The sequence below is a fragment of the Streptomyces sp. NPDC059743 genome, assembly GCF_042732975.1.
Classification (GTDB): domain Bacteria; phylum Actinomycetota; class Actinomycetes; order Streptomycetales; family Streptomycetaceae; genus Streptomyces.
Window position 1 is genome coordinate 92010 of sequence record NZ_JBHWGS010000024.1, and the last position, 19975, is coordinate 111984.

The following is a 19975-nucleotide window of genomic DNA, read 5'->3' on the forward strand; positions in this document are numbered from 1 at the left end:
AGAAGAACGCCCCATGTATCACCCATCCGAGGGACCGTGAGTGAGGGATAGGCGTGCAATGCTCGGGTAATGGCTCGGTTCTGTCACCATCGACGCACTCTGAGTGACGCTCTCCGTCCGTACACCGACCGAGGCACCCCCCAAATAACATCACGAAGGGCACCGGATATGGGTCCCCATCCTGCGGTCGCGGCGATACGCCTGGCGGTCCGCCGCGTACTCCACGACGTCCTGACCGATCGCGCGGAAAATCCTCCGACCGTCCTCCCCGCCTCCGCCGCCACGCCCACCACCGGCGGGCGGCCGCTCGTGCTGGTCGCCTGCTCCGGCGGCGCCGACTCCATGGCGCTCGCGTCCGCGCTCGCCTTCGAGGCCCCGAAGCTCTCCGTACGGGCCGGTGCCGTCACCGTCGACCACGGTCTCCAGACCGGCTCCGATCTGCGGGCCGCCGAGGTCGTGGCCCGGCTCAGCGCCATGCGGCTCGATCCCGTCGAGTCCGTCGCCGTGACCGTGGGCCGCGAGGGCGGTCCCGAGGCCGCCGCGCGCGACGCGCGCTATGCCGCCCTGGACGCCGCGGCCGAGCGCCACGGCGCCGCCGCCGTCCTGCTCGGCCACACCCGCGACGACCAGGCGGAGACCGTGCTGCTGGGCCTCGCCCGCGGCTCGGGCACCCGCTCGCTGTCCGGCATGGCGGCCGTCTCCGGGACGGCCGGCCGCTACCGGCGTCCCTTCCTCCAGCTCGACCGCCAGACCGCCCGCAAGGCCTGTCTGGTCCAGTCGATCCCGGTCTGGGACGATCCGCACAACAGCGATCCCGCGTACACCCGCTCACGGCTGCGCCACGAAGGCCTGCCCGCGCTGGAGAAATGTCTCGGCAAGGGCGTCGTGGAGGCCCTGGCCCGTACGGCACAGCTCTCCCGCGACGACGCCGACGCCCTCGACGCCTGGGCCGCCGACGCGGACCGCGCCGTACGGGACGAGTCGGGACTGCTGGATTGCGCCAAGTTGTACGCGCTCCCGCCCGCCGTCCGCCGCCGTGTGCTGCGCCGGGCGGTCATCGCCGCGGGCGCCCCGGCCGGATCGCTGTTCGCCCGTCACATCGAAGAGGTCGACCGCCTGATCACGGGCTGGCGCGGCCAGGGAGCCATCAACCTGCCCGGCCGCGTGGAGGCCAGGAGGCAGGGTGGCAGACTGGTCGTCCGGCAGGGCTGAAGCGCGGAAGCACTACGGCTGTGTCTCCCGGGGCGTGAGTCCCGGACCCCCGGCCGACAACGAAAGTGATACGGGTGGACGACAAGGACTTGGGCAACGACCTCCAGTCGGTGCTCATCACCAAGAAAGAGATCGACGCGAAGCTGGCCGATCTGGCCGCGAAGATCGACGCGGAGTACGCAGGCAAGGATCTGCTTCTCGTCGGGGTCCTCAAGGGCGCCGTGATGGTCATGGCGGATCTGGCGCGCACGCTGTCCACCCCTGTGACGATGGACTGGATGGCCGTCTCCTCCTACGGAGCCGGCACCCAGTCCTCCGGTGTGGTCCGGATCCTCAAGGACCTGGACACCGACATCAAGGGCAAGCACGTCCTGATCGTCGAGGACATCATCGACTCGGGTCTGACGCTGTCGTGGCTGCTCTCCAACCTCGGTTCACGGGAGCCCGCCTCGCTGGAGGTGTGCACTCTGCTCCGCAAGCCGGATGCCGCGAAGGTCGCGATCGATGTGAAATGGATCGGCTTCGACATTCCCAATGAGTTTGTCGTCGGATATGGCCTGGATTACTCGGAGAAGTACCGCAACATGCCTTTTGTCGGCACACTCGCACCGCATGTCTACGGCGGCTAGGACCGGTCTTTCGGATCAGGCCGGATCCGGTCCGGATCCCGTCCGGCACGGAAAGGCTCCGTAGCCGCCGGGAACCCCAGCGCATCTCGCGCCGTTGGAGCATGGGAAGACGGGTTTGTCAGCCGTCCCGTGCCATCGCGGGCCACAATGCTGGGGTACCGTCCGAAGAACAGTCTTTTCTCACAGCAGCATTTACCTACGGGCAGGAGGGACGGGGCGACTTCGCTCCGTATGGATGGACGTGAAGCGATACTTCCGTGGGCCGGTCATGTGGATCGTGCTGGCCGTCCTCGCCGTGGTCGTGTTGATGCAGGTCGTCGGCTCGTCGGGCGGCTACAAGACGGTGGACACCGGTGAAGTTGTCCAGGCGATCGACAAGAACCAGGCCGAGCAGGTCAAACTGACCACCGGCGACGAACAGATCATCAAGGTCGACCTCAAGAACGGTGTGAAGGTCAAGGGCAGCGACAAGATCCAGGCCAGCTATATCGGCAGCCAGGGATCCGCGCTGGCGGGCACCCTTCAGACCAAGTTCCAGAACGGCGACATCAGCAAGGGCTATACGGTCTCGCCCTCGAAGCAGAGCCCGTTCGTCTCGGTGCTGCTGTCTCTGCTGCCCTTCGTCCTGATCGTCGTGGTCTTCCTGTTCCTGATGAATCAGATGCAGGGCGGCGGCTCCCGGGTCATGCAGTTCGGGAAGTCCAAGGCCAAGCTCATCACCAAGGACACCCCGAAGACGACCTTCGCCGATGTGGCGGGATCCGACGAGGCGGTCGAGGAGCTCCACGAGATCAAGGAGTTCCTCCAGGAGCCGGCGAAGTTCCAGGCGGTCGGCGCCAAGATCCCGAAGGGTGTGCTGCTCTACGGCCCGCCCGGTACGGGCAAGACGCTGCTCGCCCGCGCCGTCGCGGGTGAGGCCGGTGTGCCGTTCTACTCGATCTCCGGCTCCGACTTCGTGGAGATGTTCGTCGGTGTCGGTGCCTCCCGGGTGCGCGACCTCTTCGAGCAGGCCAAGGCGAACGCTCCGGCGATCGTCTTCGTGGACGAGATCGACGCCGTCGGCCGGCACCGCGGCGCCGGCCTGGGCGGCGGACACGACGAGCGCGAGCAGACTCTGAACCAGCTCCTTGTCGAGATGGACGGCTTCGATGTGAAGGGCGGCGTCATCCTGATCGCCGCCACGAACCGGCCCGACATCCTCGACCCGGCGCTGCTGCGTCCCGGCCGCTTCGACCGGCAGATCGCCGTCGACCGTCCGGACATGCAGGGCCGGCTGGAGATCCTCAAGGTCCATCAGAAGGGCAAGCCGGTCGCACCGGACGTCGATCTGGGCGCGGTCGCCCGTCGTACGCCCGGCTTCACCGGCGCGGATCTGGCGAACGTGCTGAATGAAGCGGCGCTCCTGACGGCGCGCGGCGACAAGAAGCTGGTCGACAACCACGCTCTGGACGAGGCGATCGACCGCGTCGTGGCGGGCCCGCAGAAGCGGACCCGGATCATGTCCGAGAAGGAGAAGAAGATCACCGCGTACCACGAGGGCGGACACGCCCTGGTCGCCGCGGCGTCTCCGAACTCCGACCCGGTGCACAAGATCACAATCCTGTCCCGAGGACGGGCCCTGGGCTACACCATGGTCCTGCCCGACGAGGACAAGTACTCGACCACGCGCAACGAGATGCTCGACCAGCTCGCCTACATGCTGGGCGGGCGGGCGGCCGAGGAGCTGGTCTTCCACGACCCGACCACCGGCGCGGCCAATGACATCGAGAAGGCCACGACCACGGCCCGTGCGATGGTCACGCAGTACGGCATGACCGAGCGGCTCGGCGCGATCAAGTTCGGCGGCGACAACACGGAGCCGTTCCTCGGCCGGGAGATGGCGCATCAGCGCGACTACTCGGAAGAGGTCGCGGCGCTGGTCGACGAAGAGGTCAAGAAGCTCATCGAGACCGCGCACAACGAGGCCTGGGAGATCCTCGTCGAGAACCGCGACGTTCTCGACAATCTGGTTCTCGCGCTCCTGGAGAAGGAGACGCTCAACAAGGACCAGATCGCCGAGGTCTTCGCGACCGTCGTGAAGCGCCCGGCCCGCCCGGCCTGGACCGGCTCCTCGCGTCGTACGCCTTCGACGCGTCCGCCGGTGCTCTCGCCGAAGGAGCTGGCGCTGACCAATGGCGCGGCCGGTGCGAACGGCGGAATGCCCGCCGGGACCAACGGCGACAACTCCACCGAGGCCCTCCCCGAGGAGCGCCCGGAGAGCTGATCCCGGACCTCTCCATCTGGCCCGGAATGGATGCCGCGCCCCCCAGGTTTTAGCCTGTGGGAGCGCGGCATTCTTATGCCCGCCCACCAAGGACGGCACAGGAACGAGGCACACATGACCGACCCGGTGACGCTGGAGGGCGCGAGCCCCATCCGCGAATTCGACGAGAAGCGGGCCGAGAATGCGGTGCGTGAGCTGCTGATCGCAGTCGGAGAAGACCCGGACCGCGAGGGCCTGCGTGCGACTCCGGGCCGGGTGGCACGGGCGTACAAGGAGATATTCGCGGGACTCTGGCAGACACCTGAGGATGTGCTGACGACGACATTCGATCTCGGCCATGACGAGATGGTGCTCGTGAAGGACATCGAAGTGATGTCTTCATGTGAACATCATCTTGTCCCGTTCGTGGGTGTCGCCCATGTCGGCTATATCCCTTCGGCGGACGGGAAGATCACGGGCCTGTCGAAGCTGGCCCGGCTGGTGGATGTCTATGCCCGCCGGCCGCAGGTCCAGGAGCGGCTGACGACACAGATCGCCGACTCGCTGATGGAGATCCTGGATCCGCGCGGTGTGATCGTGGTCATCGAGTGCGAGCACATGTGCATGACCATGCGCGGAGTGCGCAAGCCTGGCGCGAAGACGATCACTTCGGCGGTCCGTGGTCAGTTGCGCGTTCCCGCGACCAGGGCCGAGGCGATGAGCCTGATCATGGCCCGCTGACCGGCCCGGCTCCAGCCGCCGACCGATGGACCGGGCGGCAGGTCGGACCGGGCAGGTCGGACCTTGCAGGTCAGACCGGGCCCGCGGGCGCCGTGCCGTGTTTGTCGTGGTCGTTGTCGTCCGGGCCCTCCGGGAGTTTGCACACGCGCTCCAGGAAGAAGGCCGCGATGATCACCGCGAGGCCCGCCAGTACGGAGAAGCCGGCGTAGATGGCCTGGTCGCGGCGGGCGGGAATGTCGAGATGGCCGAGCAGATAGACGCCCGTACCGCCGTAGATTCCGGAGACCAGGGCCGCCACCAGGGCGCTGGCCTGGCCGAAGACCACCGCGCGGGCCGCCATCAGAGGATCGACGCCCTTGGCGTCCGGGCGCCGCTCGCGCTGGGCGCGTAGCCGCGAGCGCAGGGAGAGCGCGGTCGCGGTGAGCACGACGGCGATCACGGCGAGGACGATGGGTGCCGCGAGCGGCACGCTCGGCAGCGTGCCGAACGAGTCCCAGAGACGGGCCCCGGCCCAGGAGAGCACACCGGCCACCACGAACAGGCCGGCCAGGACGCCGATCCGCAACTGCTTCACCGAGAGAGCCGCCCTTCGCCTTGCCGTACCGACCCGCTGAGCCTAACGACTACTCAGGCAGGCGGAGTTCCAGATCGTCCCTGGGCCGCACTCCGCCGCGGCCGACCGACAAGAGCAGCTCGGCGACCGCGCCATGGCCCGGCACCTGTGCCTCCGGCTCCACGTCGAGCCACGGCGCGAGGACGAAGGCCCGTTCATGGGCCCGGGGATGGGGAAGGGTGAGCTGCGGATCGTCCGAGACGACATCCGCGTACGCGAGGATGTCCACATCGATGGTGCGCGGGCCCCACCGCTCGTCGCGTACCCGGTCGAAGGCCTCCTCGATGGCCTGGCCGCGCTCCAGCAGGGACGACGGCGGCAGTGTCGTCCTGATCACGACCACCGCGTTGAAGTACGTGGGCTGGGAGCCCGGTTCGACGCCCCAGGGCTCGGTCTCGTACACCGGGGAGACCGCCTTGACGCGCAGTCCGGGCGTGTCCTCCAGTGCGTCGATGGCGCCCTGGAGCGTCTCCAGCCGGTTGCCGAGATTGGAGCCGAGGGAGACCACGGCCCGTTTCGGATTGGAGAGCGTGGTGTCCGCCGCGTCCACCTGCGCGACCACGGAGGCGGGTACCGGCTGTACGGTCGGGTCGCTCTGCGGCCCATCGGCTGAGAACAGGTTCATACTCGGCTCCGGGTGATGGTGATGGTCACATCGTCGAAGGGGACGGTGATCGGGGCGTCGGGCTTGTGGACGATCACCTCGACCTCCTGGACGCCGTCGTGCTTCAGACACCGCTGGGCGATGCGCTCGGCGAGAGTCTCGATCAGATCGACCGGCTCTCCCCGGACGATCTCCACGACCTCCTCGGCCACGATCCCGTAGTGCACGGTCTTCGCCAGGTCGTCGGCGGCGGCGGCAGGGCGGGTGTCCAGGCCGAGCACCAGATCCACGATGAAGGTCTGTCCCTCTTCACGCTCCCGGGGGAAGACGCCATGGTGCCCACGGGCCTTGAGGCCGCGCAGCGCGACACGATCCACGCGAATCACTCCTGCTGTCGTTGGTCTCGGGGCACCTGTCCGGTCAAGGGCGGCACCGTGCCCTCGTTTGAATCTACCCGCGGGCGCCGACACCGTTCCCTCGCGGGGGACGGGCGGTGTGTCACAGGGCGGTGTGTCACAGGGCTCGCCTACCCACTCAGGCGGGTGTCTCGTCGTCCGGTTCGTCATCGGTTTCGGTCAGAACAGGTGAACCGTGGTGCGACCAGAGCTTCCAGCCCTCTGGCGTACGCCGGAACACGTTCGTGGCGACGACGAGCTGGCCGACGAGCGGTCCCAGCTCACCGCTCTCCTCGGCCGGGCCGCCGCTGAGAATGTTCTCGGTGCAGGTCACCAGGGCGGTGTCGGCGGCGACGGAGACCGTGACATCGGTGAGGAAGAACTGGATGTACTCGGTGTTCGCCATGATCAGGGCGTACGAGCGCAGTACGTCGCCGCGGCCGGTCAGGACCGGCCAGCCCGGGTGGACACAGGAGATCTCGTCGTCGTTGTCCAGCCAGAGCCCGGACAGTGAGTCGAGGTCGCCGCGCTCCATGGCCTCGTAGAAGGTCGTGTTGGCCTGCTCGACCTGCTCGTTGTCCGTGAGGGCGGTCACCGGGCGGCGCCCTCGACCGCGCGGGCCACGCGGACCGCGTCGGCCGTCGCCCGTACCTCATGGACCCGGACCGCCCAGGCGCCCTGGTGTGCGGCGATGGCGGAGACGGCCGCGGTGGCCGCGTCGCGTTCACGGGCGGGCGGCGGTGCGCCTTCGCCGCCGGCGAGAACACGGCCGAGGAACCGCTTGCGGGAGGCGGCGACCAGCAGCGGACGGCCCAGGGAGCGCAGCTCCGGCAGATGGGCGAGGAGCGCCAGATCGTGTTCGGCCTGTTTGGCGAAGCCGAGGCCGGGATCGATGACGAGGTACTCGGGGCCGATACCGCCGGCGATCACCGCGTCCATCCGTGCGCGCAGCTCGGTGACGACCTCCGCGACGACATCCGTATAAACGGCGCGGCTGTTCATGCTCTGGCTGAAGCCGCGCCAGTGCATCACCACGAAGGGCACCCGGGCGGCGGCGACCACGGGCACCATGGCCGGGTCGGCGAGTCCGCCGCTGACGTCGTTGACGAGGACGGCGCCGGCCGCGACGGCCTGTTCGGCGACGGAGGCGCGCATGGTGTCGACGGAGACGGTGACGCCCTCGGCCGCCAGGCCGCGTACGACCGGTACGACGCGCCTCAGCTCCTCGTCCTCGTCGACCCGGGTGGCGCCGGGCCGGGTCGACTCGCCGCCGACGTCGACCAGATCGGCGCCCTCGGCGACCAGATCGAGGCCGTGCTTGACGGCGGCGGTGGTGTCGAACCAGCGACCGCCGTCGGAGAAGGAGTCGGGCGTCACATTGACGACGCCCATGACCGCGCAGCGGTCCCACCCCGGCAGGCCCTCGACGGTGCCCCGTCCACGCAACGTACTCATATGCCCACCCTAGGGGGTGCCCGGCGGATCTTCCCGGGCCCCGGTCCGGGAGGCTCGGGCGGCGAAGGTCCGGGCGAAGGTTCAGACGGGCGTGGTGTGGGCGCACGGGCGGCGGCGGTCGCGGTTCAGATGGCGCAGAGGGCGTGGCAGGGCGATCGTCACAAAGCCCTCCGCCCGCATCGCGGCGAAGCCGATCCTGGGCAGCTCGCCGGTGGAGCGGAAGACGACATACCGAGGTTCCCAGCGTGGCTGGAACTTGGCGTTGAAGCGGTACAGCGACTCGATCTGGAACCAGCGGGAGAGAAAGACGAGCAGACCGCGCCAGCCGCGCAGCACCGGTCCCGCGCCGAGCCGCTCGCCACGGGCGAGCGCCGAGCGGAACATGGCGAAGTTGAGGGAGACGCGCGCCACGCCCAGTCCAGGCGCGGCCCGCAGCGCGGCGACGATCAGCAGTTCGTTCATGCCCGGGTCGGCGGTGCGGTCGCGGCGCATCAGATCGAGGGACATGCCGTCCGTACCCCAGGGCACGAAGTGCAGAACGGCCCGGAGATCGCCGTGCGGTCCTGGCGCGGGCGCGTCAGGACCGTACGGCCGGTGCGCGGTGGCGATCACCGAGTCGCCGTCCGCCGGGTCGCCGATCCGGCCGAGAGCCATGGAGAAGCCGCGCTCGGTGTCGGTGCCGCGCCAGTCGTCGGCGGCGCCGCGGATCCGGGCCAGCTCCGCTTCGGAGAGATCACGGACGCGCCGTACCCGCGTTTCGTAGCCGGCGCGCTCGATGCGCTTGACCATCTGGCGTACGTTCCGCATGGAGCGTCCGTGCAGGGAGAAATCCGCTACGTCCACCACCGCCTCGTCGCCCAGCTCCAGCGCGTCGAGTCCGGTCTCCCGGGTCCAGACCTCGCCGCCGGTCTCGCTGCATCCCATGACGGCGGGTGTCCAGGAGTGGGCCTTGGCCTCGTCCATGAAGCGTTCGATGGCGCCCGGCCAGGCCTCGACATCGCCGATGGGATCGCCGCTGGCGAGCATCACTCCGGAGACGACGCGGTAGCAGACGGCGGCCTTGCCGCTGGGCGAGAAGACGACGCCCTTGTCGCGGCGGAGCGCGAAGTGGCCGAGGGAGTCGCGGTGGCCGTGGCGCGCGAGCAGGGCGCGCAGCCGCTGTTCGTCCTCCTCGGTCAGACGCGCGGCCGGATGTTCCGGGCGGAAGGCGAAGTAGACGGTGGTGAGCGCGGTGAGCAGGCCGAGTGCGCCGAGCGAGTAGCCGACGGTCCAGTCGACGCTGCCGGTGTAGTCGACGGGGCCCTGCATGCCGAACAGGCCGTACAGCACATGTTCGAGGCGGTCCGTCAGACCGGGGCTGCCCAGGGTCCGGTGCGGATGGGCGCTGACGATGATCAGTCCGAGGCCGATGGAGCCGGCACCCATCAGGATGAAGTTCGCCAGGGCCTTCCAGCGGCTGCGCGGATCGGGCAGGGCCGCGAACTCGCCGCGGTGCCGTAGCAGAAGAGTGAACAGGACGATCGGGAGCAGGGCGCCGACGAACGAGTGCCGGTAGCCGAACTGGGACACGGCGCCCGCGGGCAGCAGTACGACGGCGGCCCGCCAGGCGCGTCGCTTACGCCGTTTGAGGCCATGGGCGAGCAGCAGCAGAAGGACGCCGACGCTCAGGGAGAGCGCGGCGGCGAACGGGCCGAGGGCGCCCGGGAGCACCTCCGCGAAGCTGTGCATCCTGCTGTGGCGGAAGCGAGGGAAGACTCCGGCGGCGATGTCGACGAGACCGATGAGCGCGCAGGCGGTGCCGACATGCGCGGGAACGGACTCGGGACGCGGGCCTCGGAACAGCTGTGGCGCACGGCGGAACAGCCGTGGTACGCGCTGGAACAGGCGTGGTGCGTCGTGGAGCGGACGGCCCGTCAGCCGATCGGCGGGTATCGCCGGAGTGTGCCGCGGCCGAGTCGGAGCCGATTCCGATTTGTCCCCATCTAGCGTCACAGACATCGCTTCCCGTGGCTCCGCGAGAGAGTGTGGTGTCCGTGTCCGCCTCTTCTGTGCGGCACCGGACATTTCGCGCCCTCTAGGACGGAGCTTTCGGGAGGAGGGTTCCTCCGCGTTCGGGAAAATCTCACGGGAGAAAGCTCGGTGGACATGGGTCTTACCAGCCGTAAAGTCCTCGCCCTGGCCGTCCTGCTGGCCGTGCTGCTGTTCTTCGCCACGGTCTGGCTGTGGCCGCGGCTGTCGGCGCGTACTCCGCGTGCCGTGTTCGGCCGTGTGGGTCTGCTGTTCGCCACTCAGGTGACGCTCTTCATGGCCGTCGGACTGGTGGCGAACCAGTACTTCCTCTTCTACGGCTCCTGGCGGGACCTCTTCGGCCAGGAGCAGGAGCTGGGAGCGGTCGTCGGCCGGGCGGGCAACGGCAAGAACATCACGGTGATGGACACCCAGCGCTCGCCCGTGCCGGGCAGCAAGCAGCCCACGGTGGCCGGCCAGATCCAGAAGATCGCCATCGGCGGCCCGAGGTCCGGGATCGACAGCACCGCGTATGTCTATCTGCCGCCCGAGTACTTCCAGCATCACTTCTCGCGGCTGTCCTTCCCGGCCACGGTGGTGCTCACCGGCTATCCCGGGGTCGCGGAGAATCTGATCAAAGGACTGAACTATCCGAGGACCGCCTGGGAGCTGGCCAGGAAGAACAAGATGCAGCCGATGGTCCTGGTGATGCTGCGGCCCACCGTGGCGCCGCCGAGGGACACCGAATGCGTGGATGTGCCGGGCGGTCCGCAGACCGAGACCTTCTTCGCCAGGGATCTGCCGCTGGCGGTGTCACGGACGTACCGCGTCAAGAGCGAGCCGCGCAACTGGGGCATCATCGGCAACTCCACCGGCGGCTACTGCGCGCTGAAGATCGCTCTGCACCATCCGGAGCGGTACTCGGTGGGCGCGGGACTCTCCGCGGACTACAAGGCGGCGGAGGACCCGACCACCGGCGATCTCTTCCACGGCGACCAGCGGCTGAGGAACCGGGCCGATCTGCTCTGGAGTCTGGAGCATCTGCCGCAGGGCAACTCGTCCCTGCTCGTCACCAGTTCCCGGAAGGGCGAGCGCAATCTCCGGGCCACCCGGGAGTTCATCAGCAAGGTCAGACCGCCCGCGCAGGTGTCGTCGATCATCCTCGACAGCGGCGCGCACAACTTCAACACCTGGCGCAGGGAGATCCCGTCGGCGCTGGAGTGGATGAGCGGCCGGCTCAGCGCCGACTGAGGCTGATCGTCTCCAGCTCCACCTCGGTACGGGGGATGTCCTGCGCGTCCGCGTCGATGGAGCGGCGTAGTGCCTCGTGCAGCCGCGCGGGTGTGAGGACGCCGAGGAAACGTCCCGTCTCCTCCTTGTCGATGACCGCGATCCATCCGGCGTCGTGCTGGAGCATCGTGGCGAACGCCTGCTTGAGCGAGGCGCCGAGCGGCAGCCACGCGTCCATCCGGCGGGCGTGTTCCCGTACGGTCCCGCTTGCCGACGAGCCGGTCCGGTCGGTGGAGATCCAGCCGTGCAGATTGTCGTCCGAGTCCAGGACGACGGCCCACCGCGCGCCCTCCTCGGCGAGCTTCGCCGCGGCACGCCGGAGCGGATCGTCGAGATGGAGGACGGGCGGCTGCTCCAGATCGCCCTCCTCGATGGGTGTGACGGAGAGCCGCTTGAGACCGCGGTCGGCGCCGACGAAGTCCGCGACATACGGCGTGGCGGGAGTGCCGAGCACGGCGGCGGGCGCGTCGAACTGTTCGATCCTGCCCTGCCCGTAGACGGCGATACGGTCGCCGAGACGGACGGCCTCCTCGATGTCGTGCGTGACGAACAGCACAGTCTTGCGGACGGCCGCCTGGAGCTTGAGGAACTCGCTCTGGAGATGGTCGCGTACGACGGGATCGACCGCGCCGAACGGCTCGTCCATCAGCAGGACGGGCGGATCGGCGGCCAGGGCGCGGGCCACACCGACGCGCTGGCGCTGGCCGCCGGAGAGCTGCTCCGGGTAGCGGTCGCCGTAGACGGACGGGTCGAGGCCGACCAGATCGAGGAGCTCGGCGGCGCGGCGGCGGCCCTTGGCGCGCTGCCAGCCGAGGAGATGCGGAACGGTCGCGGTGTTCTCCAGGACCGTCTTGTGCGGGAAGAGGCCGACCTGCTGGATGACATAGCCGATACGGCGCCTGAGCTGGACCGGGTCGATGGCTGATATGTCGTCCCCGTCGAGGAATATCCGTCCCTCGGTCGGTTCGATGAGCCGGTTGACCATTTTCATGGTGGTGGTCTTGCCACAGCCCGAAGGTCCGACGAGCGTGATCAGTTCGCCCTGGGAGACCTCGAAGGAGAGGTCGTCGACGGCGGTGGTGCCGTCCGCGTACCGCTTGGTGACATGCTCGAATCGGATCATGGTTCCCCATTGTGCGGCGTGTTGTGTGAAGGCCATGTTGCTGGAATGTGGCGGGCTTCCGCGAATGTCAGTGGTCGGGGATAAGGTCGCCAGACAGTAGGAACCAGCCATACGTTCGGATGGACAGGGCCGAGCAGACAAGGCCGGACAGACGGGGGAGGTGGAACGCTTGAAGACGCAGAGCTGCCTGGCGGCGAACGACTGGATCTGTGGGGAATATCTCCGCTCCCGCAGTCAGGAGCTGATCGATGCCACGGTCCAGCATGTGTGGATCACCGCTGTTTCCGTCGTGATCGGACTGCTGGTGGCCTTTCCGCTGGCGCTGCTCGCGCGGAGCAGGCCCTCTTTCGCCGGACCGGTGCTGGGGCTGACGACTCTGCTCTACACGATTCCCTCGCTGGCGATGTTCTCGCTGCTGCTTCCGGTCTTCGGGCTCTCCGCCGGTCTGGTGATCACCGGGCTGGTGCTCTATTCACTGACCATTCTCGTGCGGAACATCATGGCGGGGCTGGATTCGGTGCCCGAAGAGGCACGGGAGGCGGCCCGCGGGATGGGATACGGCCCTGGGCGGATGCTCTGGGAGGTCGAGCTGCCGCTGGCGCTGCCCGCGCTGATGGCCGGTCTCCGGATAGCCACGGTCTCGACCATCGCGCTGACCACGGTCGGTTCGATCGTCGGCAGAGGCGGTCTGGGCAATCTGATCGAGGACGCGCTGCCGAGCTTCTTCAAGGCCCAGGTGCTGACGGCGTCCGTGCTCTGTGTGCTGCTGGCGGTCGTGGCCGATCTGCTGCTGCTCGGCGCGCAGCGGCTGCTGACGCCCTGGACCCGAATACGGACGGCGCGTACGGCGCCCACGGCCGACGCGGGCAGTCCGCTGGTCAAGGCGGTGGGCTGACCATGGGTGTTCTCGGAGACGCCTGGAGCTGGCTGACGACCGGCGCCAACTGGGAGGGCGACAGCGGTGTGTGGCACCGGCTGGAGGAGCACATCTATGTCAGCGGCGTCTCGCTGGCGCTGGCCTGTGCGATAGCCCTGCCGCTGGCGCTGTATCTCGGGCATATCGGCAAGGGCGGCGCGCTCGCGATCAATATCTCCAATGTGGGCCGGGCGATTCCCGTCTTCGCCGTGCTCGCCCTGTTCATGGTCTCGCCGCTGCGCAACGCGGGCTCGGTGCCCACGGTCATCGCCCTGGTGCTCTTCGCCGTGCCGCCGCTGCTGACCAACGCCTATGTCGGGATGCGGGAGGTGGACAGCGCGGTTGTCGAGGCCGCCCGGGGGATGGGGATGTCCGGGCGTCAGCTCTTCGCCCGGGTGGAGCTGCCGCTCGCGTACCCGCTGATCATGACCGGGCTGCGGTCCGCCTCCGTTCAGGTGGTGGCCACCGCCACCATCGCGGCGATGGTCGGTCAGGGCGGGCTCGGCCGGATCATCACCGCCGGCTTCAACACGTACAACACCCCGCAGGTGGTCGCGGGCGCACTCCTCGTCGCGCTGCTCGCGCTGCTTGTCGAAGGCGTGCTGGTGGCACTGGACCGGGTGATCGACCCGGCTCCGTCCTTCGCCACCGGACCCTCAGGACCGGCCGGGCCTTCCGGGCCCGCCGGACCGTCCCGATCCTCCGGCGACAGGACTCCGTCCCGCACGACCGCGTGACGACCGACCTCAAGGCTTCTTGGAGAATGGTGAACCTCATGAGCAAGACCTCGCGCATCGCGGGTGCGGTACTGGGAGCGGTGGCTCTGACCACATCGCTCGCCGCATGCGGCGGCGACAGCCTGGAGAACGACAAGGCGGGCTCCGGCTCCACGGCCGATGCCGGCTCCGGCTCCGGCTCCGGGAAGAAGGGCTCGCTCGTCATCGGCGCGGCGGCCTTCACGGAGTCCAAGGTGCTGGCGGAGCTGTACGCCCAGATCCTGGGCGACGCCGGCTACTCGACCTCCGTGACCACGGTGAAGAACCGTGAGCTGTACGAACCGTCCCTGGAGAAGGGCGAGATCGACGTCGTACCGGAATACGCGGCGACGATCACGGAATTCCTCAACGCCAAGGTGAACGGCGCCGACGCGGCCCTGGCGAAGCCGCTCGCCTCCAGCGACGCGGACGCCACCGTCGCCGAGCTGGAGAAGCTCGCCGAGCCGCTCGGACTGAAGGTGCTGCCGGTCGGCCAGGCCGTCGACCAGAATGCCTTCGCGGTCACCAAGGAATTCGCCGAGAAGAACAGCCTCAAGACTCTTTCCGATCTTGGAAAGTCCAAGATCAAAGTGAAGATCGCGGCGGGCGACGAGTGCGAGGTGCGGCCGTTCTGCGCGCCGGGCCTGAAGAAGACGTACGGCATCGATGTCGCCGGGATCGATCCCAAGGGCGTCGGCACTCCGCAGTCCAAGCAGGCCGTCAAGGACGGTGTGGACCAGGTGGTTCTCAGCTCCACCACCGACGGCACGCTCGACAGTTTCGGACTGGTCGTGCTGGAGGACGACAAGAAGCTCCAGAACGCCGACAACGTACTGCCGGTGGTCAATGCCAAGGACGCGGGTTCACAGGAGATAGCCGATGTCCTGAGCAAGCTGACCGCCGCGCTGACGACCGACGATCTCGCGCAGTTGAACCTCAAGGTCGATGCCGAGCGCGCGAAGCCGGAGGATGTCGCCAAGGAGTATCTGGAGTCCAAAGGTCTGGTCAAGAAGTAGCCGCGGAACGGCGGTCGCGAGGCCGCCGGGAGGTAAGTGACGGCAGGCAAAACGGAGTTCTGTAGAGGAAAGAGGGGAAAGGGATCGGCCCTCCGCGTAAACGCGGTTGGGCCGATTGTTCGACCGGCCCCCCAATCCGTCTCCGCACACGGTAAATTTCAGGCCATGCCACGTGGACGCCACCGCCATTCCCCACCTCTCCACAAGCTTCTGCCGCCGTCGGCGGTCGCCGGAGCCGCGGTTCTCTGCGCCGCGGGCACCTGGTTCTTCACAGAGCCCGTGGTGCTTCGCGGTCTGGTCGTGGCCACGGCCGCCGCGGCCGTCAGCGGCGCGGTCCTGATGCGCGGCTGGGACCGCTCCGCCGGCCGCCGGGTCGCCGAGCTGACGCGCGCGCGGGAGAGCGACCAGTGGCGGACCGAGGAGCGCACGGCCGAGCTGGAGGCCGATGTCGAGGAGGCGCGCGAGCTGCGTCTCAAGCTGGAGGCCAAGCTGCGCTCCAAGCGGGTCGAGCTGGCCAAGCTGCGCGGTGAGCACGCGGCGCTGCTGCGCCGGTACGCCACGGCGGAGACCGAGCGCGCCACCGCGCTGGAAGGCCGGCGTCAGCTCGCCATCGAGGCGGCGGTCGCGCCCAAGGCCCTGCCGGCGGCGGGCGGTACGTCCATCGCGGCGGCGTATCTCAGCGCGGCGCGGGCCCTGGACGAGCTGTCGCGCAACGGCGCGGCCCAGCGGGCGAGGCAAGAGGCCGACGCGGCGGCGGCCCGCGAGCGCGAATCAGTCGAGCAGGCCGCCGCGCGGGTCGTAGAGCAGGCCATGGACGCGGAGCAGGCGGAGCCGCGGCGGAACGAGACTCCGGAGGCCGGGACCGAGCAGCACAGCCGCTCGGCGTCCACGCTGCCCGCCACCAGGACGGCGACTCCGTCCGCGATCGTGCCGTACTCGCCGCAGCGCGGCCCGGTGCGCAGGCCCGAGGGCGGTTTCGACTTCTTCGGTACGCAGGCCGGACACGGACACGGGCACACACAGAGCGCGCCGGGCGCTCGTGGCGGGCGCGACGGCGGCGGCCAGCACAAGAAGACGGTGGAGTCGACGGGCGACGCGGAGTCCACGGCCGACGCCGAAGGGCCCGCGCCGGCCGCAGAGTCGGCGCGTACGGAGGCCGTGGAGGCCACGGACGCCACGGAGTCCGTGGAGGCCGAGGATCTCGCCGATGTGGTGGGCGAGGAGGCCCTCGCCGAGCGGCGCGGGACCGAGGAGCGCGCCGTCGGCCAGGTCATCGATCTGACCGAGCACGACGAGACCGAGCCGCTCGAACTCGGCTCGCTGCGCAACGCGGTCAGCTCCTGATCGCTGTTCCCGAGGTGGAGCGCGGGCGGAAGCGCCCGCGCTCTACTTGTCGATGTCGCCGACGACGAAGAAGAGCGATCCCAGGATCGCCACCATGTCCGCGACCTGCGTCCCGGGCAGCAGTTCGGTCAGCGCCTGGATGTTGTTGAAGGAAGCCGAGCGGAGCTTGAGCCGGTACGGAGTCTTCTCGCCCTTCGACACCAGGTAGTAGCCGTTGATCCCGAGCGGATTCTCGGTCCAGGCGTAGGTGTGTCCCTCGGGCGCTTTGAGCACCTTGGGCAGCCGCTGGTTGATCGGTCCCGGCGGCAGCTCCGCGATCCGGTCCAGACAGGCGTCCGCCAGGGCCAGCGCGTTGTGCGTCTGCTCCAGCAGGCATTCGAACCGGGCCAGACAGTCGCCGTCCTCGCGGGTGACGACCGTGAGCGTGTCCTGGAGTTCGCCGTACGCGAGATACGGCTCGTCCCTGCGCAGATCGAAGTCGACGCCCGAGGCACGCGCGATCGGCCCGGACACGCCGTACGCGTGGACCGCCTCTTGCGACAGCACTCCGACACCGTGGGTACGGCCGCGGAAGATCTCGTTGCCGAGGACCAGCCGGTCGTACACGTCCATCCGCGAGCGGACCTCGGCGACCGCGTGCCTGGCCCGGCCCAGCCAGCCCGCCGGAAGATCCTCCTTGAGACCGCCGACCCGGTTGAACATGTAGTGCATCCGGCCGCCGGAGACCTCCTCCATCACGGCCTGGAGCTCCTCGCGCTCCCGGAAGGCATAGAACACCGGAGTGATACCGCCCAGTTCGAGCGGATACGAGCCGATGAACATGAGGTGGTTCAGTACGCGGTTCAGCTCGGCCAGCAGCGTCCTGGTCCAGACGGCGCGCTCGGGCACCTCCATACCGAGCATCCGCTCGACGGCCATCACCACGCCCAGCTCGTTGGAGAACGCCGAGAGCCAGTCGTGGCGGTTGGCGAGCACCACGACCTGCCGGTAGTCGCGCACCTCGAAGAGCTTCTCCGCGCCGCGGTGCATATAGCCGATGACCGGCTCCGCGCTGCGGATCACCTCGCCGTCGAGCACCAGCCGCAGGCGGAGCACACCGTGTGTCGAGGGATGCTGCGGGCCGATGTTGAGCACCATGTCGGTGCTCTCCGCGGCGCCGCCGATGCCGACCGTCGTCCGGGTGGTCTCCGTCATGGGCGACAGTCTCTCAGACGGTCTCAGGCGGACCGGCCCGTCCCGTCGGAGCGGTGGCCGAGGGCCCGTCGGCGGCGAGGCCGGGCGGTTCGATGCCGACGGGCTGGATCAGCCAGCCGAAGTCCCCGAGACCGCCGCGCGCCGTCAGCTCCGCCGCCTCACCGGCCGCCGCGAGGGCCCGTACGTACGCGGCCGGATCGGTGCCGGCCAGGGCCAGCGGCGGCCGGGCGCCGCTCACACCGAGCCCGCGCAGCGCCTCGCGCTGGCCGAGCAGCACGGCGCCGGGCAGCGCGCAGGCGTCCAGCGCCACATGGGCGGTGAGATCGCAGCTCCCGTCCGGTACGGGAGGCACCTCGCGGCCCGCGCGGAAGCCGGTCAGGGTACCGAACGGCGGCCGGGCGTCCCGTACATGCGCGTAGTCCACGGCGACCGCGAGCCCTCGCTCCAGCGTGGCGACGGCCGCCGCCCACGCCTCGTCGCGCGGAAGGCCGATCTCGGCCCGGCCGCCCGGCCCGGCCGACGGCCACCAGCGGGCCAGCCACTCCGTGTCGGGACCGGCGACCGGCTCGCCCGGCTCCTCGGTACCGTCCGGCCGTACCAGGACATACCGTACGGTTCCGTCGGCACCGGTCTCCGCGATGTCGACAGGGACGTTGTCCAGCCACTCGTTCGCGAAGACCAGCCCGCTGATCCCGGTCGGCGGCTCGGCGCACCACTCGATACGCGGATCCAGGCCCACGGGACGCGGCGCGCGCTCCACGGCGTACGGCCGTACCGCGAGCCCGGCGGGAAGCGCGGCCAGGATTCCGGTCAGCAGCTCACCGCGGCCCGCGCCGATGTCGACGAGCGCGATCTCGTCCGCCGTACCGAGCCGCTCGGCGGTCGCCATGAGCAGCCGGGCGACGGCGGCGGCGAAGAGCGGCGAGGCGTGCACCGAGGTACGGAAGTGCCCGGCCGGTCCCTCGGGCCGCAGATAGAAGCCGCCGGGACCGTACAGCGCGTCCTCGGCGGCCACGCGCCAGCGCCGCGGCCCGGGCCCGTACCGTATGCCGCGAACCTCCCGCGACATGCCGCGAACCTCCTGCGACTTACACGTCTCATCCGTCACGGAGCCAAGTCTCCACCTTGGGGAGTACGCTTCCGCCGACCGGATCGACCCTCCGGTTGACCCGTCCGCCGTTTCCGCTTACCTACGCTGGGTTACGTGCAGCGCTTCTACGACTTTCTCCGCAGACACCCGACGGGCGTCGACAGCTTCTGGGCTGTCCTGCTCTTCGGGTTCTCTCTGTTGTGGGTGGTCCAGCAGGTCGTGGGTGTCGGACCGCGACTGGTCGCCATCGTGATGGTCGCGCTGCTGAGCCTGTCCGTGGCGCTGCGCCGCCGCGCACCCGAGAAGACGCTGCTGTTCGTACTGGGCCTGGGGCTGGCCCAGGTCGTGCTGGACGTGGCGGCCAACCCGGCCGATTTCGCGATGCTGGTGGCCATCTACACCGTCTCGGCCCAGGGCGGCCCGCGCTGGGCCTCCCAGCTCGCGCTGACCGGCGGACTGCTCGCCGCGCCGATCTCCCAGGTGCGCTGGCCCGAGGAAGGTGCGAGCACCGCGGGCCGGGTCGTCGTGGCCGTCATCATGGGCGTGCCCTTCGCCCTGGCCTGGGTGCTGGGCGACTCCGTCCGTACCCGCCGCGCCTACTTCGACCAGCTGGAGGAGCGCGCCACCCGGCTGGAAAAGGAGCGCGAGGCGCAGGCGAAGGTGGCGGTGGCCGCCGAGCGCGCCCGGATCGCCCGTGAGCTGCACGATGTCGTCGCGCACAATGTCTCGGTGATGGTGGTCCAGGCGGACGGCGCGGCCTATGTGCTGGACGCCGCGCCCGACCAGGCCAAGGAGGCCTTGGAGACCATTTCGAGCACCGGCCGGCAGGCGCTGGCCGAGATGCGCAGACTGCTCGGCGTGCTGCGGACCGGCGACACCAAGGAGGGCGGCGAGTACGTACCGCAGCCCGATGTCGGGCAGATAGAGGAGCTGGTCGAGAAGGTGCGCGGCGCGGGACTCAGCGTGGACTTCAAGATCGAGGGCACTCCACGGCCGCTGCCCAGCGGCGTGGAGCTGACCGCGTACCGCATCGTGCAGGAGGCCCTCACCAACAGCCGCAAGCACGGCGGACCCGATGTCGGCGCCAGTGTGCGGCTGGTCTACTTCGACGACGGGCTCGGACTGCTCGTCGAGGACGACGGCCGGGGCGCGGCGCACGAACTGTACGAGGACGGCGGGGCCGACGGGCGCGGTCACGGGCTGATCGGGATGCGCGAGCGGGTCGGGATGGTGGGCGGCACGCTCGACGCCGGACCGCGGCCGGGCGGCGGCTTCCGGATCAGCGCGCTGCTCCCGCTGAAGCCCGCGCACTAGCCGTTGAGGGCGCCTTTCGGGCGCCCGCCCGGCGT

General features: G+C 69.4%; 19 protein-coding genes. 10 read left to right on the forward strand and 9 right to left on the reverse strand.

The window, feature by feature from the left end; translation table 11 throughout:
• Positions 1–168: 168 nt before the first annotated feature.
• The 4 genes from tilS to folE all read left to right on the forward strand — a co-directional run bounded on the left by tilS (position 169) and on the right by folE (position 4824).
• Positions 169–1212, forward strand: coding sequence for a tRNA lysidine(34) synthetase TilS (gene tilS, locus ACFV6H_RS33710; protein WP_384783432.1), 1044 nt, complete (start codon positions 169–171; stop codon positions 1210–1212).
• Positions 1213–1286: 74 nt separating this feature from the next.
• Positions 1287–1841 carry a hypoxanthine phosphoribosyltransferase gene (hpt, locus tag ACFV6H_RS33715; RefSeq protein WP_093596208.1) on the forward strand — a complete coding sequence of 185 codons (555 nt, stop codon included), beginning with the start codon at positions 1287–1289 and terminating at the stop codon, positions 1839–1841.
• A gap of 235 nt (positions 1842–2076) precedes the next feature.
• Entirely contained in the window at positions 2077–4104 is a 2028-nt protein-coding gene (ftsH, locus tag ACFV6H_RS33720; RefSeq protein WP_384984082.1) for an ATP-dependent zinc metalloprotease FtsH, read from the forward strand.
• A gap of 114 nt (positions 4105–4218) precedes the next feature.
• Positions 4219–4824 carry a GTP cyclohydrolase I FolE gene (gene folE / locus ACFV6H_RS33725; RefSeq protein ID WP_093596214.1) on the forward strand — a complete coding sequence of 202 codons (606 nt, stop codon included), beginning with the start codon at positions 4219–4221 and terminating at the stop codon, positions 4822–4824.
• 70 nt (positions 4825–4894) lie between these two features.
• Here folE and ACFV6H_RS33730 read toward each other — a convergent pair whose 3' ends face one another.
• The 6 genes from ACFV6H_RS33730 to ACFV6H_RS33755 form a co-directional block, all read right to left on the reverse strand.
• Positions 4895–5398, reverse strand: a complete 504-nt coding sequence (locus tag ACFV6H_RS33730; RefSeq protein ID WP_093596218.1) for a DUF3180 domain-containing protein — start codon at positions 5396–5398, stop codon at positions 4895–4897.
• A gap of 49 nt (positions 5399–5447) precedes the next feature.
• Positions 5448–6062 (reverse strand): 2-amino-4-hydroxy-6-hydroxymethyldihydropteridine diphosphokinase, encoded by a 615-nt coding sequence (gene folK, locus ACFV6H_RS33735; RefSeq protein WP_385550056.1) that lies wholly within the window; start codon positions 6060–6062, stop codon positions 5448–5450.
• Positions 6059–6418 (reverse strand): dihydroneopterin aldolase, encoded by a 360-nt coding sequence (gene folB / locus ACFV6H_RS33740; RefSeq protein WP_093596224.1) that lies wholly within the window; start codon positions 6416–6418, stop codon positions 6059–6061. The genes folK and folB overlap by 4 nt, the downstream gene beginning before the upstream one ends.
• A gap of 157 nt (positions 6419–6575) precedes the next feature.
• Positions 6576–7031, reverse strand: coding sequence for a nuclear transport factor 2 family protein (locus tag ACFV6H_RS33745; RefSeq protein ID WP_384783423.1), 456 nt, complete (start codon positions 7029–7031; stop codon positions 6576–6578).
• Positions 7028–7891: a dihydropteroate synthase gene (folP, locus tag ACFV6H_RS33750; RefSeq protein ID WP_385550060.1), complete on the reverse strand. Its 864-nt coding sequence runs from the start codon at positions 7889–7891 to the stop codon at positions 7028–7030. Before folP ends, ACFV6H_RS33745 begins: the two co-directional genes overlap by 4 nt.
• 81 nt (positions 7892–7972) lie before the next feature.
• Positions 7973–9889 (reverse strand): phosphatidylglycerol lysyltransferase domain-containing protein, encoded by a 1917-nt coding sequence (locus ACFV6H_RS33755; protein WP_385550063.1) that lies wholly within the window; start codon positions 9887–9889, stop codon positions 7973–7975.
• Positions 9890–10036: 147 nt separating this feature from the next.
• On the opposite strand from ACFV6H_RS33755, the gene ACFV6H_RS33760 reads away from it, so the two are divergent.
• Positions 10037–11149, forward strand: a complete 1113-nt coding sequence (locus ACFV6H_RS33760; protein ID WP_093598748.1) for an esterase family protein — start codon at positions 10037–10039, stop codon at positions 11147–11149.
• Here ACFV6H_RS33760 and ACFV6H_RS33765 read toward each other — a convergent pair.
• Positions 11136–12311 (reverse strand): ABC transporter ATP-binding protein, encoded by a 1176-nt coding sequence (locus ACFV6H_RS33765; protein WP_384783417.1) that lies wholly within the window; start codon positions 12309–12311, stop codon positions 11136–11138. The two genes, ACFV6H_RS33760 and ACFV6H_RS33765, sit on opposite strands and share 14 nt — an antisense overlap.
• Before the next feature lie 169 nt (positions 12312–12480).
• On the opposite strand from ACFV6H_RS33765, the gene ACFV6H_RS33770 reads away from it, so the two are divergent.
• From ACFV6H_RS33770 to ACFV6H_RS33785, 4 genes are all read left to right on the forward strand, one after another.
• Positions 12481–13206 carry an ABC transporter permease gene (locus tag ACFV6H_RS33770; RefSeq protein ID WP_384984093.1) on the forward strand — a complete coding sequence of 242 codons (726 nt, stop codon included), beginning with the start codon at positions 12481–12483 and terminating at the stop codon, positions 13204–13206.
• A 2-nt stretch (positions 13207–13208) separates the two neighbouring features.
• Positions 13209–13964: an ABC transporter permease gene (locus tag ACFV6H_RS33775; RefSeq protein WP_385550068.1), complete on the forward strand. Its 756-nt coding sequence runs from the start codon at positions 13209–13211 to the stop codon at positions 13962–13964.
• Positions 13965–14002: 38 nt separating this feature from the next.
• Positions 14003–14998, forward strand: a complete 996-nt coding sequence (locus ACFV6H_RS33780; RefSeq protein ID WP_385550071.1) for an ABC transporter substrate-binding protein — start codon at positions 14003–14005, stop codon at positions 14996–14998.
• A gap of 165 nt (positions 14999–15163) precedes the next feature.
• The gene (locus ACFV6H_RS33785; protein WP_385550074.1) at positions 15164–16342 is read left to right on the forward strand and encodes a hypothetical protein; all 1179 of its coding nucleotides are present in this window, start codon (positions 15164–15166) and stop codon (positions 16340–16342) included.
• Positions 16343–16384: 42 nt separating this feature from the next.
• On the opposite strand, the gene ACFV6H_RS33790 is transcribed toward ACFV6H_RS33785, so the two are convergent.
• Positions 16385–17536, reverse strand: coding sequence for an NADH-quinone oxidoreductase subunit D (locus ACFV6H_RS33790; RefSeq protein ID WP_093599976.1), 1152 nt, complete (start codon positions 17534–17536; stop codon positions 16385–16387).
• 13 nt (positions 17537–17549) lie between these two features.
• The gene (locus ACFV6H_RS33795) at positions 17550–18605 is read right to left on the reverse strand and encodes an SAM-dependent methyltransferase (protein ID WP_385550077.1); all 1056 of its coding nucleotides are present in this window, start codon (positions 18603–18605) and stop codon (positions 17550–17552) included.
• A 135-nt stretch (positions 18606–18740) separates the two neighbouring features.
• On the opposite strand from ACFV6H_RS33795, the gene ACFV6H_RS33800 reads away from it, so the two are divergent.
• Positions 18741–19940, forward strand: coding sequence for a sensor histidine kinase (locus ACFV6H_RS33800; RefSeq protein ID WP_385550080.1), 1200 nt, complete (start codon positions 18741–18743; stop codon positions 19938–19940).
• Positions 19941–19975 lie beyond the last annotated feature (35 nt).